13 protein-coding genes are annotated in these 14,780 nt (G+C 70.6%); 4 read left to right on the plus strand and 9 right to left on the minus strand.

The features are described from left to right. The first annotated feature begins 54 nt into the window (after window positions 1-54). Complete coding sequence (locus tag ACFSKW_RS41915; protein WP_379579773.1) at window positions 55-1,827, plus strand: NAD+ synthase; 1,773 nt, start codon at window positions 55-57, stop codon at window positions 1,825-1,827. On the opposite strand, the gene ACFSKW_RS41920 is transcribed toward ACFSKW_RS41915, so the two are convergent. Genes ACFSKW_RS41920 through ACFSKW_RS41935 form a run of 4 tightly spaced genes read right to left on the minus strand, consistent with a single transcriptional unit; the run spans window position 1,789 to window position 5,907 of the window. Continuing rightward, complete coding sequence (locus ACFSKW_RS41920) at window positions 1,789-2,319, minus strand: TetR/AcrR family transcriptional regulator (protein WP_379579775.1); 531 nt, start codon at window positions 2,317-2,319, stop codon at window positions 1,789-1,791. The two genes, ACFSKW_RS41915 and ACFSKW_RS41920, sit on opposite strands and share 39 nt — an antisense overlap. Next, the gene (locus ACFSKW_RS41925; RefSeq protein ID WP_379579777.1) at window positions 2,316-3,536 is read right to left on the minus strand and encodes a hypothetical protein; all 1,221 of its coding nucleotides are present in this window, start codon (window positions 3,534-3,536) and stop codon (window positions 2,316-2,318) included. The genes ACFSKW_RS41920 and ACFSKW_RS41925 overlap by 4 nt, the downstream gene beginning before the upstream one ends. After that, window positions 3,533-3,928: a cupredoxin domain-containing protein gene (locus ACFSKW_RS41930; RefSeq protein ID WP_379579779.1), complete on the minus strand. Its 396-nt coding sequence runs from the start codon at window positions 3,926-3,928 to the stop codon at window positions 3,533-3,535. The genes ACFSKW_RS41925 and ACFSKW_RS41930 overlap by 4 nt, the downstream gene beginning before the upstream one ends. Beyond that, entirely contained in the window at window positions 3,925-5,907 is a 1,983-nt protein-coding gene (locus ACFSKW_RS41935; protein ID WP_379579781.1) for a hypothetical protein, read from the minus strand. Before ACFSKW_RS41935 ends, ACFSKW_RS41930 begins: the two co-directional genes overlap by 4 nt. Before the next feature lie 275 nt (window positions 5,908-6,182). Here ACFSKW_RS41935 and ACFSKW_RS41940 point away from each other — a divergent pair, with 275 nt between their 5' ends. Next, entirely contained in the window at window positions 6,183-7,847 is a 1,665-nt protein-coding gene (locus ACFSKW_RS41940) for an AfsR/SARP family transcriptional regulator (RefSeq protein WP_379579783.1), read from the plus strand. A 110-nt stretch (window positions 7,848-7,957) separates the two neighbouring features. On the opposite strand, the gene ACFSKW_RS41945 is transcribed toward ACFSKW_RS41940, so the two are convergent. From ACFSKW_RS41945 to ACFSKW_RS41955, 3 genes are all read right to left on the minus strand, one after another. Beyond that, window positions 7,958-8,563, minus strand: coding sequence for a TetR/AcrR family transcriptional regulator (locus ACFSKW_RS41945; RefSeq protein WP_379579785.1), 606 nt, complete (start codon window positions 8,561-8,563; stop codon window positions 7,958-7,960). 7 nt (window positions 8,564-8,570) lie between these two features. Continuing rightward, complete coding sequence (locus tag ACFSKW_RS41950; RefSeq protein WP_379579787.1) at window positions 8,571-10,109, minus strand: MFS transporter; 1,539 nt, start codon at window positions 10,107-10,109, stop codon at window positions 8,571-8,573. A 104-nt stretch (window positions 10,110-10,213) separates the two neighbouring features. After that, window positions 10,214-11,416: an MFS transporter gene (locus ACFSKW_RS41955; RefSeq protein ID WP_379579789.1), complete on the minus strand. Its 1,203-nt coding sequence runs from the start codon at window positions 11,414-11,416 to the stop codon at window positions 10,214-10,216. Window positions 11,417-11,540: 124 nt separating this feature from the next. Here ACFSKW_RS41955 and panB point away from each other — a divergent pair, with 124 nt between their 5' ends. Then, complete coding sequence (gene panB / locus ACFSKW_RS41960) at window positions 11,541-12,365, plus strand: 3-methyl-2-oxobutanoate hydroxymethyltransferase (RefSeq protein WP_379579791.1); 825 nt, start codon at window positions 11,541-11,543, stop codon at window positions 12,363-12,365. Window positions 12,366-12,748: 383 nt separating this feature from the next. Here the strand turns inward: panB and ACFSKW_RS41965 are convergent, their stop codons facing one another. After that, window positions 12,749-14,029 carry a pyridoxal-phosphate dependent enzyme gene (locus ACFSKW_RS41965; protein ID WP_379579793.1) on the minus strand — a complete coding sequence of 427 codons (1,281 nt, stop codon included), beginning with the start codon at window positions 14,027-14,029 and terminating at the stop codon, window positions 12,749-12,751. Continuing rightward, on the minus strand, window positions 14,029-14,325 hold the full coding sequence (locus tag ACFSKW_RS41970) for an ArsR/SmtB family transcription factor (protein ID WP_379579795.1): 297 nt from the start codon (window positions 14,323-14,325) through the stop codon (window positions 14,029-14,031). The genes ACFSKW_RS41965 and ACFSKW_RS41970 overlap by 1 nt, the downstream gene beginning before the upstream one ends. 67 nt (window positions 14,326-14,392) lie before the next feature. Here ACFSKW_RS41970 and ACFSKW_RS41975 point away from each other — a divergent pair, with 67 nt between their 5' ends. Beyond that, window positions 14,393-14,701 (plus strand): hypothetical protein, encoded by a 309-nt coding sequence (locus ACFSKW_RS41975; protein ID WP_379579797.1) that lies wholly within the window; start codon window positions 14,393-14,395, stop codon window positions 14,699-14,701. Window positions 14,702-14,780 lie beyond the last annotated feature (79 nt).

Genomic DNA, 14,780 nt, shown 5'->3' on the forward strand with positions numbered 1-14,780 from the left:
ACGTCACTTATCGTCGCTTTGACGATAAAAAATCGGGGGTACTAGGCTGGGCCCGTGGCTCAATTGCGCATCGCCCTCGCTCAGACAAACCCGGTCGTCGGCGACATCACCGGCAACGCCGACGCGCTGGTCCGATGGACGCGTGAGGCCGCCGACCGCGGCTCTCACCTCGTCCTTTTCACGGAGATGTTCCTGACCGGCTACCCGGTCGAAGATCTCGTCCTGCGGACCTCCTTCCTCAACGCCAGCATCGAGGCGCTCGAGGACGTCGCCGTCCGACTGGCCGACGAAGGCCTCGGCGACCTGCCCGTCGTGGTCGGCTACGTCGACAGGGCGGGGCTCGCTCCGCGCGTCGGCCAGCCCAAGGGCGCGCCCCTCGACGCGGCCGCGCTGCTCCACCAGGGCAGGGTCGTCACCCGTACGGCCAAGCACCACCTGCCCAACTACGGCGTGTTCGACGAGTACCGCTACTTCGTCCGCGGTGACCGGTTGCCGATCTTCCGCCTGCACGGGGTCGACGTGGCCATCGCCGTCTGCGAGGACCTGTGGCAGGACGGCGGCCCTGTCGCCGTCGTCGGCCGGGCGGGGGCGGGCCTGCTCGTGGTGCCGAACGCCTCGCCGTACGAGAAGGAGAAGGACGACGTCCGCCTGGAGCTGGTCGCGCGCAGGGCGCGCGAGGCCGGGTGCGCGCTCGCCTACGCCAACCAGGTCGGCGGCCAGGACGAGCTGGTCTTCGACGGCGACTCGATCGTCGTCGACGCGTCCGGCGAGCTCGTGGCACGGGCGGAGCAGTTCAAGGAGGAACTGCTCGTCGTCGACCTCGACCTGCCGGTGTCCGACGCCGAGCCTGGCGTCTTCCCCTTCGACGCGGGCGACGGCACGACGATCACGGTGGAACGGCTGGTGCTGTCGGACGAGCCGGTCGCGCCGTACGCCAAGCAGGAGCCCGAGGTGGCACCCAGGCTCGACGACACCGGCGAGGTCTACGAGGCGCTGGTGCTCGCGGTGCGCGACTACGTCGCCAAGAACGGCTTCCGCTCGGTGATCCTCGGCCTGTCCGGCGGCATCGACTCGGCGCTGACGGCCACCATCGCCTCCGACGCGATCGGTCCCGAGCGCGTGCACGTCGTGATGATGCCCTCGCGCTACTCCTCCGACCACTCCCTCGGCGACGCCGACGAGCTGGTGCGCAGGCAGGGCGTCAACAGCCAGGTCGTGCCGATCGCCGACATCGTCACCGCCTTCGAGAAGGAGATCGACCTCTCCGGGCTGGCCGCGGAGAACCTGCAGGCCAGGGTGCGCGGCATGATCCTCATGGGGCTGTCGAACCAGCACGGCCACCTGGTGCTGACCACCGGCAACAAGAGCGAGCTCGCGACGGGCTACTCCACCCTGTACGGCGACTCCGCCGGCGGATTCGCGCCGATCAAGGACGTGCCGAAGACGATGGTGTGGGCGCTGTCCAGGTGGCGCAACGAGCACACCGACTCCTCGTTCCTGCTGTCCGCCGAGCGGCCGATCCCCGAGAACTCCATCACCAAGGAGCCCAGCGCGGAACTGCGGCCCGACCAGCGCGACACCGACTCGCTGCCGCCGTACGAGGTGCTCGACCGGCTGCTGGACGACTACGTCGAGAAGGACATGGGCTCGGCCGAGCTGATCGCTGCTGGACACGATCCGGAGCTGGTGGCCAGGATCATCAGGCTGGTCGACCTGGCGGAGTACAAGCGCAGGCAGTACCCGCCTGGCCCGAAGATCACGCCGAAGAACTTCGGCAGGGACCGCAGGCTACCGATCACCAACAGGTGGAGGGAGCCGACGGCCTAGGTAGGCGCGCAGCAGCCGCTTGGTTTCCTCGACCAGCTCGGGGTCGCCGTGGTGGGCCCTGAGCAGGGTGTCGGCCGCCTCGACGGCCACCAGCATCGGGTTGAGCCCCTCGATGCCGAGCAGGTCGGCGAGGGCCCGCGCGACCTCGGAGTTGTCGCCGAAGTCGAGGACGGCGAAGCCGGGGACCGACGACTTCATGTCGAGGTACTCGTCCACGACGATGTCGATGACGGGGTCCCACGCGCGGGCCCCGACCAGCTTCGGCTCGATGCGGGCGACGAACTGCTCCAGGTTGCGCCTGGTGAGCGCGGCCGCCAGCGATCGCTTGTCACTGAAGAAACGGTAGATGGAGCCGATCGGCATCCCGGTGCGGGCGGCCACCGTCCTGGTGCTCAGCGCGTCGTAGCCGCCCTCGTCCAGCAGGGCGGCCGCCGCGTCGAGCATCCGGTCGACCTTCTCCGCGCTGCGCCTCTGGACCGGGATGCGTCTCATGCCGCAAAGAGTAGGGTCAGCCCGCCGATGGTGTAGCAGACCATGAGCACGAACAGCGGGATCTGCCCCGCGACGGCCCTGGCGGGTTCGAGCAGCCGTACCGACCTGTCGTGGGCGGCGACCACGCCGAGCACGTGGCCGAGCACGATGGCCAGCACCTGGACCGTGGCGATGGTGCCCGCGCCGACCACGTCCGCGTTCACCTCGGCGTCCAGGCCGAGGGCGAGGACGACCGCGCGCTGCCCCTCGATCACGAAGAGCGAGAAGTAGTGCGCCACCAGGTAGCCGATCGCGATCGGCACCAGCGAGTGCGCGAAGCGGGGCGCCAGCCCGCGGGTCCCGCCGATCAGTCCCGCCGCGCCCAGGCAGGCGACGTAGAGCAGCGCCACTCCCCCGATGGCCGTCAGCAGGCCGACCGTGCCGAGCCCCACCCTGCCGAGCGGGCCGGTCTGCAACGCGTCGACCCAGAAGGGCGCGCCGGCGAACCCGTCGTAACCGGTGCTGCCGAGCAGCACGCACACGGTCGCGACGAGGCCGGGCGCGGGGACGATCGCGTCCAGGCCGTTGAAGGGGCTGCGCACGACCAGCGTCCCGTCGGCCCTCCTGCCCAGCGGTGACAGGTGGCCGACGAGCGTGGAGTAGACCTCGAACGGGTCGCCCCTGTCGAGCCACGCGTGGCCGTACGTGAGGGTGCCCGCGACCGTCGCCGTGCCGTACAGAAGGAGGAAGACCAGCAGGGTCGCCGTCGCCGCGGGCTCGGGCGAGACCAGCTCCATCCAGGTGAAGGCGGTCAGGCCCGCGGCGGCGGGCCAGTAGCCGAGCCGCCCTGGAAGCGGGCGGCGCGGCCTGTCGGGCAGCAGCCTGAACGGGTTGACCAGCCGCCACACCGGCCCGAACAGCAGCGAGGCGGGCACCAGCCCCACCCAGAAGACCACATAGATCAGGTACGGCGCGGCGTTGTCCTCGGCCGGGCCCAGGACCAGCCATCCCAGCGTGTACAGCGCCATGAGCGCGGTGATGACGCGTGGCGTCCTGCCGGCCGGCCGCCACGGCAGCACTCTGCCCGCCCTGTCACCGCTGAAGCGGGAGTCCGCCCACAGCAGCCCCAGCGCGAGGAAGGACACGACAAGCGCCGCGAACGCCCCGGCGTAGGCGTAGAAGAGCGGGATCGGCAGGTCGCTGCGGCTGCCGATCCCGTGCGCGAGCACGCCCGTCACGTGACCGCCAGCTGGATGAGCACCAGCTTGCTCTCGTGCGTCTCCACCTCGAACACGCCTGTCATGTCCGCCACGAAGCTGACGCCGGCGGGCTTGCCAGGAAGGAGCTCCTTGGCGAGGTCGTATCCGTGCACATGCAGCTCGTCGGCGACGTCGCTGGTCACGGTGAGGGTCACGGTCTGGCCGCGCTTCACCTCCAGCCAGCCGGAGGGCGGCGTCACCTTCCCTCCCGCGATCGTGATCTCCGCGTGCGGGGCGCCCGCCGCGGGCGCCCCCGTCGCGACCTCGTGTCCCGTTCCCGGCCTGTGGTGCGTCTCCGGCAGCGAAGCGCACCCCGTGACCGGGACGACCGCGACCAGCACGAACGCGGCCAGCGCCGCCACCCGCCTCACGCCGGCACCTCCGCGGCCCTCGCCGTACGGCGTGGCGCGACCGCGACCACCGCGCACAGCACCCACACCCCTGTGAGCAGCCCCCGGATCCAGCCGGGCCCGATCGGCAGGACGGGCAGCATCCACACCGCCTTGTCGAAGGCGTCGACCAGGTAGAGCGCGCCGAGCACGACACCGAACCAGCCGAAGGCCCCTCGCATGATCAGCCCTGACCCGATCAGCCACACTCCCGTCAGCGCCAGCGCGACGGCGGGCAGCACCGTGTAGGAGTCGAGCGCCCCGAACACGTCCAGCGCCAGCCCTGCCAGGCCGACGAGCGTCAGCGGCAGCGCCCAGCGCGAGCGCAGGCGGCGCCGCCACAGCAGGACGGCCATCAGCGCCAGCACGAGCGAGCCGCCCAGCGCGAGCTGCACCTCCACCCTGGAAAGGCCGCTGGAGCCGAACCACCAGCACCCGCCGGGCAGGCGGCGGTCGCCGATGCTGTAGTCGTTGCAGAGGTACATCTGCACGAGCTTCACCGGCTCGGCCACCACTCTCGCGGGACCGCTCCCTCCGCAGGAGGGAAGCGCTCCTGGGCTGCTGACGCGCACACCCTCCCAGCAGTTGCCGCCGCCCTGGCCGTCCCAGTAGACGTCGGCGCCGTTGGGCCTGTTCTCACCCGAAGGGGAGACGCCCAGGTGGTTGCCGGTGTAGAGGTTGTTGTGCGAGGTGTCGAACTGCTTGTCCCACGACTCCTCGCCCCGGATGAAGGCCGGCACCGCCAGCAGGTTGAAGGCGGCGTTGTCGTGGCCCCAGATCCAGTTGTCCTTGAAGACGTTCCAGTTGCCGCCGCCGGTGATGATGCCGCTGCCGGGTGGCAGGCCGATCTGCGGGCAGACCACGCCCTTCTCGTAGCCGCGTTCGGCGGGCGGCTTGGCGCAGGTGCCGTCCCTGACGTACTCGTAGTAGGTGGCGTTGTTGTCGTAGATCTTGTTGTTCTCGAACCTGGCGTGGTTCTGCGGGAGCCCGGGGTGCCCGGGGAAGGCGCTGTCCATCGTGGCGCCCGCGAGGTTGCCCCAGAACTCGCTGTCGTGCACGTACACGGAGTCGCCCGCCGTACCCGAGTAGCCGACCATGTTGTGGTGGCTCTTGCAGCGCCTGATCTCGATGGAGTAGCGCGGGACCTCGTGGCCGCGGCCGTCGTTGATGTTGGAGGCACTGCCGGGGTAGAGGCCTGAGTCGCCGTTCCCGTAGGACTCGCAGTCGGTGTACAGGCCGTGGTCGCTGGCGAAGGTCAGGAAGCCGTACTCGTCGTTCCACCTGGTCAGCATGTTGTCGATGACGAAGCCGTCGGTGGCGAGGATGTAGAGGGAGTTGAAGGTGGTGCGCTGGGCGGTGAAGTTCCTGAAGTAGACGCCGTCGGTCATGTCGGCGCGGATGGCGTTGAGCTTGCGGTACTGCGCGTCGATGACGACGTCGAGGGGGCCGGCGCCGGTGCCCTCGATCTGGAGGTCCTTCTTGCCGAGGATGGCCACCAGGTTCTGGTTGTGCGGGCACTGGACCTGCTGCTCGTACGAGAGGATCTGGTAGCCCCAGCTCGACCAGCGGGCCTCGAGCTTGGAACACGCGCCCTCGGGCTGCGGCTGGCCGGGTTCCTCGTGGTAGAGGCCCGGCAGGATGGCGATGTTCATGCCAGGCTTGTCGACACGGTCGACCGCGTCCTGGAGGTGGCGCACGCCCTCCTTCTGGCAGCGGGCGAAGAGGGCGAGGTTCCGCCGCTTGAGATCCTCCGGAAATTTCGAGATTCGCCGCTCGAAATCGGATTTATCCGTCTTGCAGACCAGGAGGTCGGGCTCCCCCTGCCGGTAGACGGGGACGCTTCCCGAGCCGTCCGGCAGCTTCACCTCCCGCTCCTCGTGGGCCAGTGCGGCGCCGGCGGGCAGGAGCAGGGCGAGGACCACGCCTAAGAGCGTCAGTGTCCTTCGGGCGATGAGGGGCATGGCGGCGAGACTAGAACATTGCTCACGTTCTGCCTAGGGCCTTCTCTCCGCCCTTTCGTGGCGGCAGGCGGTCGCACCGTGTTCGCCGGCTCGCGCGGGGTCACACCCGACCGAAACGTTCGCCGGCTCGCGCGGAGTCACACCCGACCGAAACGTTCGCCGGCTCGCGCGGAGTCACACCCGACCGGAACGTTCGCCGGCTCGCGCGGGGTCACACCCGACCGACCGGAGCGACCCAACGCGGGCCCAACGCCCCGCGCGTACGGTGGCCTGCCATGTCGTTCGCCGAGGTTCAGTTCAGGATCCTGGGCCCCCTCGAGGTCCTCGTGGGCGGCGTGCCCGTCCACGTGGGCGGCCCGAAACCGCAGGCCGCGCTGGCCGCCCTGCTGCTCGGGCTGGGCCGTGTCGTGGCCGTCGACCGGCTGGTCGACCTGGTGTGGGGCGAGAACCCGCCCGGCTCGGCACGGTCCCAGGTGGCCATCGCGATCTCCAGGCTGCGCCGGGTCCTGCGCGAGGCGGGAGGCGATCCCCACGTGATCGAGACGGTCGGCGCGGGCTACCGGGTACGGCCCGCCGTACCGCTGGACGCGGCGGAGGCGAAGAACGGGATCGCCGCAGCCCGGGCGGCAGCGGCGGCCGGGCGATCCACGGAAGCGGCCGCCGGCATGCGGAGGGCGCTGGCACTGTGGCGCGGCCCCACGCTGGTCGGGATGGGAAGGCAGGTCCAGGGCGTCGGTCTTTGGGACGAACTGCGCCTGGCCGTCACCGAGGAGTGCGTGGAGCTGGAGCTGGCCCTGGGCAGGCACGGGGAGCTGGTGGCGAGCGTGGCGGCCTTCGTGGCCGAGCATCCGTTGCGCGAGCGCTCCCGCGCGCAGCTCATGCTCGCGCTCTATCGGATGGGGCGCAGAGCCGAGGCGCTGGAGACGTACAGGGAGGGCCGCGAACTGCTCGATGTCGAGCTCGGCCTCACACCGGGGCCCGAGCTGCGGCGGATGGAGCGCGCCGTCCTGGCCGACGATCCCTCGCTGTTCTTGGAGCCCGCCCCGGCAACGCTCGCGCGGCCTGTCGCGATACCCGAGGCGGCCCCCGCCCAACGACCCGCGACGCCCGGGACGGCGGCGCCCAGCGAACGGCCCGGCCCGGCACCAGAAGTGACGGCACCCACCGAACGACCTGGCTCGACGCCAGAGGCGGCACCCGCCGGACGGCCCGGACCGGCGCCCGGGGAGACAGGTCCCGCGGAACGGCCCGCCGAGCTGCCGCGTGGAGCCGCGTCGGCGTTCGTCGGCCGCGCGGCGGAGCTCAGGCACGTGCACAAGCTGGCCGGGGAGGATCTGCCGATCGCCGCGATCAGCGGCCGCGCGGGCGTGGGCAAGTCGGTGCTGGCGGTGGAGGCGGCGCGCCGGCTGGTGGGCCGGTTCGACGACGGCCAGCTCTACGCCGACCTGCGGGGCTCCACCCCCCACCCGTTGGAACCAGCGGAGGTCCTCGGCAGGTTCCTGCGCTCGCTCGGCAGACCCGACGTGCCCGCCGGGGCGGACGAGGCGACGGGCAGGTTCAGGTCGGTGACCGCGCGCAGGCGGATCCTCGTCCTGCTCGACGACGCGGCGAACGCGGCACAGGTGACACCGCTGCTGCCTTCGGGGGCCGGGTGCATGGTCGTCGTGACCTCGCGGCGGCCGCTCACCCTGCTCGACGGCGCGGCGCACGTGCGTTTGGAGCCCATGGCCGAGGACGAGGCGATCAGCCTGCTGGAGAGCGCCATCGGCGACTCCCGCGCGGCCGCCGAGCCCGCCGTCGCGCGAGAGATCGTCCGGCGCTGCGGCGGGCTGCCGCTCGCCGTACGGCTGGTGGCGGCGAGAGCGGCGGCCCATCCCCGCTGGCCGCTGTCCAGACTGCTCGACCGCATGCCGCGATCGAGCGGCCTGCGCCCGGCCTAGACAGGCTCAAACCGCCAGGCCGCAGTCCGGCCTGAATAGGCGCAGACCGCCGGGCAGCAGTCCGACCGGCTCAGACTCCCAGGCCGGCAGCCCCACCTGAACAGGCGGGCTCAGCCCGCCAGGCCGCGCAGGACGCTGTCGACGATGCGGGCGGGCAGGTCGTCGGGCAGGTCGTCGTCGCCCCTGGCCCGCTTGATGTGCCACATCATGGCGCCGGACAGCGTGCCGAGCGCCAGCCGGGTGTCCAGGTCGGCCCGCAGTTCGCCGGTCCGCACGCCCCGTTCGATGACCGCCGTCATCGCAGCCGTGCGCGGCTCGACGGCCACCTTCATGAACTTCGCGAACAGCTCCGGGTAGCGGTCGGACTCGCTCATCGCGATGTTCATGACGCAGCGCGTGCGGGCGTGACCCGACTCGCGCATCATCGTGTCGAGCAGGGCGACCAAGTCGTCGCGCGCCGAGACCCCCGCGAGCGGGGGCACCGGCGCCTTCAGCGAGGCGAGCGCGTCGGCGACCAGGTCCTCTTTGTTCGACCAGCGCCGGTAGATGGTCGTCTTGCCGACCCCGGCCCGTGAGGCGATCGCCTCGATGGACAGCTCGGAGATCCCCATCCCCTCGCCGATCAGATCGAGCGTCGCCTCGATGATCGCCTTCTCGGCCTTCTCGCTGCGCGGACGGCCCGCGGGGCGGGCCGTGCCGGTCTCTGTCGTCGTCATCGCCGCCTCAGACTACCGCTGGTTCCTTCTCTTCGACATTGACGACGGCCCGTGCCTTACCCGGCATCCAGATCGCCACGACGACCACGCCGACCAGGGCGATGACCGCGGAGACCAGGGCCGTGGTGTGCATGCCGTCGATGAAGGCGTCGAAGGCGGGGTTGAGGATGGCGGGGTTGCCCTGCGCCACGCCGACCGTCGCCATGATGGACTCGCCGGCCGCGTGCCGTATGCCCTCGGGCAGGGCGGTCAGCGCGGGGGCGATCTCCCCCCGGTAGGACGACGACAGCACCGAGCCGAGGACGGCCACGCCCAGCGCGCCCGCCACCTGACGGACGGTGTTGCTCATGGCCGAGCCGACGCCCGCCTTCTCCCTGGGCAGCGCCTCCATGATCGCGGTTGTCGCGGGCGGCATGATGTTGGCCATCGCGGCGCCCTGGATGAAGAAGACGGCCTCCATCAGCCAGATCGGGGTGTTCCTGTCGAACAGGGCGTAGCCGGCGAGGGCGGCGGTGACCACGAGCATGCTGGCCGTGGAGGCGGCCTTCGCGCCGAAGCGCTGGTTCACCCGCTGGCTGAGCGGGGCGAAGATCAGCTGGGCGGCCGCGAAGGGGATCATCAGCGCGCCCGCCACGATCGGGCTGTAGCCCTTGACGATCTGGATGTAGAACGTCAGGAAGAACATCCCGCCCATCATCGCGAAGAACGTGATGCCCATCATGCCGATGGCCGAGCTGAAGCGGACGTTGGAGAAGTTGCGCACGTCGAAGGCGGGGTGGTCGATGCGCCGCTCCCACCAGACGAACGCGGCCAGCACCAGCACGCCGAAGACGGTCGGGATGAGCACCTCCGCGCTGGCGACGGTGGCCAGTTCGCCCATGCGGATGATGCCGTAGACGACGGCGACCAGCCCGATGATCGACAGCACCACGCCGACGGGGTCGAGCCTGGACGGCCTGGGGTCGCGCGACTCGGGGACGACGGTGCCGATGAGGACCATGCTGATCAGCACGATCGGCACGTTGATCAGGAAGACCGAACCCCACCAGAAGTGCTCGATCAGGAAGCCGCCGGTGATGGGGCCGATCGCCACCGCCAGGCCGACGCCGCCGGCCCAGATGCCGATGGCCTTGCCACGCTCCTGCGGCGGGAAGACGTTGGAGATGATCGCCAGGGTGGCGGGCATGATCGCCGCGCCGCCGATGCCCATCGCGGCGCGCGCCATGATGAGCTGCATCGGATCCTGTGAGTAGGCACTGGCCAGCGAGGCCAGGCCGAACAGCAACATGCCGATGAACAACATCCTCTTGCGGCCGGTACGGTCACCGATCACGCCGAAGGTGAAGAGCAGTCCCGCGAAGACGAGCGTGTAGGAGTTGATCGCCCACTCCAGCTCGCTCTGCGTCGCCCCCAGACCGTGGACCGGGTCGGCGATGGTCTTCATCGCGACGTTCAGGATGGTGTTGTCCAGCACGACTGCCAGAAGGCTGAAGACGAGGACGCCGAGGATCGCCCAGCGGCGGGGATGGCCCGTCTGTGGTTCCATCAGGGACTCCAAATTTCGATACGACTTAGTTTCGCAACGACACCGTAGCGCAACTTAATACGATACGCAACGGTGTCGTTTCATAAATGGAATCCCCTGCGAACTCAGGCGTTCACGGTCTCCGGCTCTGGCGCGACCTCCTGCCGCGGCGTCCGCTTCCAGAACGGCAGCGCGAGCAGCACCATCACGACGGCCACCAGCCCCGCGACGGCGAAAGCCCAGCTGGGCCCGTGCGCGTCGATCACCGCTCCCGCGATCGGCGCCGACATGGCTCCGCCGATCAGCAGGGCGGTGCCGTGCAGGCCCATGGCCTCGCCGCGCGCGGCCGCCGGCGTCCACCTGCTGAGGGTGTCGATGGAGGACGACAGGGCGGGCGCGCACAGCACCCCGGCGGGCACCAGCGCCACCACCAGCCACCGCCAGTCGCCGCCGACCAGGCCCACGGGGATCGTGAGCGCGCCCATCAGTCCGGTCAGCAGGAGGGTGGGGAAGCCGCGCGGCAGCCCGCCGTACACGAATCCGCCGACGAGCGAGTAGACGCACCAGATGCCGACGGCCAGGCCGATCCACTCGGTCTGACCGGCGTGCTCGAGCGTGGCCACCAGCGACAGCTCGGTGGCGGTCAGGACGAACGTGGCCGCCGTCACCGTGCCGAACAGCGCGATGAGCGAGGGGGTGAGCCACTGGCGGCGTGAGACCTTCTCCGCCTTCTCCTCCATCTCCGCCTCGGACCTGATCGGCGGGTTGAGGATCAGAAGCGCCGACCCCGACCCCGCGAGCCCGATCGCGATCACGGTCATCGTCCAGGCGCTTCCCAGCGTGGTGATCCCCGCGACGGCCAGCGCGGGACCCGCCATGTAGGACAGCTCGACCATCATCGAGTCGAGCGAGAAGCCCATCCTGCGCTGCTCGACCGGCACCATCGCGGCCAGACACTGGCGGATCACGCTGAAGATCGGCAGCGCCAGCAGCCCCGCCACGCCCGCCGCCGGCACCAGTACGGCGAACGGCAGCAGCCACGCCGTCGCCCAGAACACCGCCTGCGCGACCGTCGTGACGGCCAGCACGGGGCGAAGGCCGTGCTTGTCAACGAACCTTCCCGACAGCGGCGAGCCGACGGCCATGCCGATGGTGCTGGCCATGGCGACCACGCCCGCTTCGGCGAAGCCCAGTTTCAGGCCGTTCACGACATGCAGCGTCAAGGCCATGGCCGTTGCCGTGGCGGGAATCCTGGCGAGTAGCCCGACCAGCAGCAACGTGCGGACACCGGGGAGTTTGAGCAGACGACGGTAAGGTTCGATACCCATTTTTATTGCTTACCTCCGCCACCATTGTCTCGTTAGGCACCGACACTTTTCGCCGCATGTCATCATCGGAGGGGTCCGGGTACGCCACTGGGGCGACTCGAGACGCCTCTGGAGGGTTACACCCATGTCCTCTTCCCTGTACGGCGGCGCCTCCGGGCGCAGGGTCACCGTCCGCGACCTCGCGGCGGCCAAGGAGCGCGGCGAGAAGTGGCCGATGCTGACCGCCTACGACGCGATGACGGCCCGCGTGTTCGACGAGGCGGGCATCCCCGTCCTGCTCGTCGGTGACTCGGCGGCGATGGTCGTCTACGGCTACGACTCCACGCTCCCCGTCTCCGTCGACGACCTGCTGCCGCTGACCGCGGCCGTGGTGCGCGGCTCCTCACGGGCACTGGTGGTGGCCGACCTGCCGTTCGGCTCCTACCAGGCCTCCCCCGCGCAGGCGCTGGAGTCGGCCGCGAGGTTCATGAAGGAGGCGGGAGCGCACGCGGTCAAGCTGGAAGGAGGCCGCAGGGTCCTGCCCCAGGTCGAAGCACTGGTCTCGGCGGGTGTGCCGGTCATGGCGCACCTCGGCCTCACACCGCAGTCGGTCAACGCCTTCGGCGGGTATCGGGTACAGGGGCGTGGCCAGGCCGGCGACGAGCTCATGGCCGACGCCAAGGACCTGCAGCAGGCCGGGGCCTTCGCGGTCGTGCTGGAGTGCGTGCCCGCCGACCTGGCCGAGCGGGTCACCACGTCGCTGGCCATCCCGACGATCGGCATCGGGGCGGGCGCGGGCACCGATGCCCAGGTACTCGTCTGGCAGGACCTGATGGGCCTCACGCCGAAGCCCGCCAAGTTCGTCAAGGCGTACTCGGACCTGGGGGCGGAGATGGGCAGGGCGGTCCGCTCCTTCGCCGCCGAGGTCACCTCCGGCGCCTTCCCCGCGCCGGAGCACGCCTACAGCTGACACGCCGCCGTCGGCTGACACCCCACTGCCGGCTGACACCCGCCGCGGGGCCGGCTCCGGCCCCGCGGCACCCCGAGTCCCGCGGCACCTGAGTGTTCGGCGGCCCTGGCACCTCATCCCAGACCCGCCGAACCCGCGACTCCACGAAGGTGGTGGGGTCGGCCACACCCGAGCGGCAGGCACACCCCTCGCGGCGGGCGGCGAGCCAGGGGTCATCACGCCGGCGTCACCCCCCGGCTCACACCGGAGCAGCCGACCAGCCCCACCCGCGATCCGCACCACAGCGGGAAGGTTCGCACCCACGCAGCAGCTCACATGAGAGGCGGCGGATCGGTGCACCGGCGGCTCAGAGCGGGGCGACCGTCGACGACGGGGGGCGCGGCTCAGAGCAGCGTGGCGGGGTCGGTGTTGGAGCCGCACACCACCACCGCGACCCGCTCGCCGCGGGCCGGGACGTAGCCGCCCGACAGCAGCGCCGCGTAGGCGGTCGCACCGGCGTGCTCGGCGGCGATCCTGTACTCGGCCCAGAGGGTACGGCGTGCCGCCTCGATCGCGTCATCGGACACCAGCAGGCTCCTGACACCCGCCTTGGAGACGATGTCGTAGGCCACGTCTCCGAGCCGGGTGGCCCCGAGCGCGTCGGCGGCGACCCCGCTCACGGCCACCGGGACCGGCCCGCCCGCCTTCAGCGCCTCGTGGAGCGTGGGGATCAGCTCGGGCTCGACCGCGACGATCGTCGGCCTCCGCCCGTCCTCACGCACGCCATCGCGCCAGCCTCGTTGCCCACCGTTAGGCCCGCCGTCCCGCTCACCTTCATACGCGCCATCGCGCCCGCCATCCCGCTCCGCTTCACGCACTCCACGGCGGCCGCCTTCACGCGCGCCGCCAGTTCCGGCACCGGCTTCAGATCCCACCGCAGCTCCGGCTCCCGCTCCAGCACCGGCTTCAGATCCCATCCCGGCTCCAACTCCGGCACCGGTATCAGATCCCACCCCAGCACTGGCTTCAGATCCCATCCCGGCTCCAGCTCCGGCGCCGGTATCAGATCCCATCCCGGCTCCAGCTCCGACACCGGCATCAGATCTCACCCCAGCTCCAACTCCAGCACCGGCACCGGCGCCGGCGCCCACGGTGACGCCGGCCACGAAGCCGCCGCCACCGACCGCGATCAGGATCGTGTCGACGCCGCCCGTCTGGTCCACCAGCTCGAGCCCGAGCGTGCCCTGCCCCGCCACCACGTCGGGATGGTTGTAGGCGTGCACCTCCAGCGCACCCGTCTCGGCCGCGCGCTTGGCCGCCGCCTCCGCGGCCTCGGAGTAGATCGCCCCGGTCTGGGTGACCTCGGCGCCGAGCGCCCGCAGCCCCGCCACCTTCACGGGGCTGGAGACCACGGGCACGAAGATCTCGGCCCGCAGCCCGAGCGCCCGCGCCGCGTAGGCGACAGCGAGCCCGTGGTTGCCCCCGCTGGCGGCGATCACGCCCGCGGCGGGCACGGCGGCCGACAGCATCCTGTTGAACGCCCCGCGCACCTTGAACGAGCCTGAATGCTGCAGACCCTCCAGCTTGAGGAACAGCCCTTCGGCGATCTCGATGACCGGTGTCCGCAGCACGCGGCCCTCGATCCTGCGCGCCGCCGCCAGCACGTCGTCATACGAAACCGTCATCACAGCTCCCGCTCGATCGTCTGCTTCAGGTCGGCTATCCGCGCCTCGTCCCGCCGGTAGAAGACCCACTGCTTGATCTTCGTACCGTGGATCAGCCCGGCTCTTTCCAGGATTTTCAGGTGCGCCGTGGCGCTCGGCTGGGTCATGCCGAGCTTGGTCGCGATGAAGATCGAACAGACTCCGTCCTCCACCAGGTCGCCGTCGACCTGCGGAGGGAAGTGGGCCACGGGATCCTTGAGCCAGTCGAGGATCAGCAGCCTCGGCTCGCTCGCGAGCGCGCGGAGAATCGCTAGCACTTAGGAAGTTTCCTAAATAACTAAGCGTCACGTCAAACCGTCGGTGCCGTCGAGTAGCTTTCCGAACATGGAATCGAACCTGTGCGAACGCTTCGTCGAACTGGTGGAGTCCTGTGGTCCCGTGACCTGTGTCAGGTCCGCCACCTCGATGACCTTCCGCGGGCCCCGCCGCGACTTCGCCGGAGCCCGCCGTACCCCTCTCGGGCTGACCGGCTACCTCGGCCTGCGCCGCGTCGTCCACGACCACCGCTTCGGCGGGGCCACACGCTACACCGACCGGCTGTTCGTGCACCGCTTCCACCTGCGGGGGTGCGAGGAACTCGACGAGGAGTTCGCGGGATGGGTCCGCGAGGCCTACTTAGTGGGCTCCTCCTAAGGCCTGGCCATACCCCGATCCGCCAGAGCCCGGCCTCCGGGTCCGCCCAAGGTCCGGAGCCGTGCCCGGCTGCGCCCAG

The organism is Nonomuraea mangrovi, from assembly GCF_042681425.1.
Taxonomy (GTDB): domain Bacteria; phylum Actinomycetota; class Actinomycetes; order Streptosporangiales; family Streptosporangiaceae; genus Nonomuraea; species Nonomuraea mangrovi.

What these genes read in the sequence shown, in the direction of transcription:
- ACFSKW_RS41955 (WP_379579789.1), bottom strand. Translation starts at nt 11,416, where the DNA reads ATGGGTATCGAACCTTACCGTCGTCTGCTCAAACTCCCCGGTGTCCGC.
- ACFSKW_RS41950 (WP_379579787.1), bottom strand. Translation starts at nt 10,109, where the DNA reads ATGGAACCACAGACGGGCCATCCCCGCCGCTGGGCGATCCTCGGCGTC.
- ACFSKW_RS41935 (WP_379579781.1), bottom strand. Translation starts at nt 5,907, where the DNA reads ATGCCCCTCATCGCCCGAAGGACACTGACGCTCTTAGGCGTGGTCCTC.
- ACFSKW_RS41965 (WP_379579793.1), bottom strand. Translation starts at nt 14,029, where the DNA reads ATGACGGTTTCGTATGACGACGTGCTGGCGGCGGCGCGCAGGATCGAG.
- ACFSKW_RS41920 (WP_379579775.1), bottom strand. Translation starts at nt 2,319, where the DNA reads ATGAGACGCATCCCGGTCCAGAGGCGCAGCGCGGAGAAGGTCGACCGG.
- ACFSKW_RS41945 (WP_379579785.1), bottom strand. Translation starts at nt 8,563, where the DNA reads ATGACGACGACAGAGACCGGCACGGCCCGCCCCGCGGGCCGTCCGCGC.
- panB (WP_379579791.1), top strand. Translation starts at nt 11,541, where the DNA reads ATGTCCTCTTCCCTGTACGGCGGCGCCTCCGGGCGCAGGGTCACCGTC.
- ACFSKW_RS41940 (WP_379579783.1), top strand. Translation starts at nt 6,183, where the DNA reads ATGTCGTTCGCCGAGGTTCAGTTCAGGATCCTGGGCCCCCTCGAGGTC.
- ACFSKW_RS41975 (WP_379579797.1), top strand. Translation starts at nt 14,393, where the DNA reads ATGGAATCGAACCTGTGCGAACGCTTCGTCGAACTGGTGGAGTCCTGT.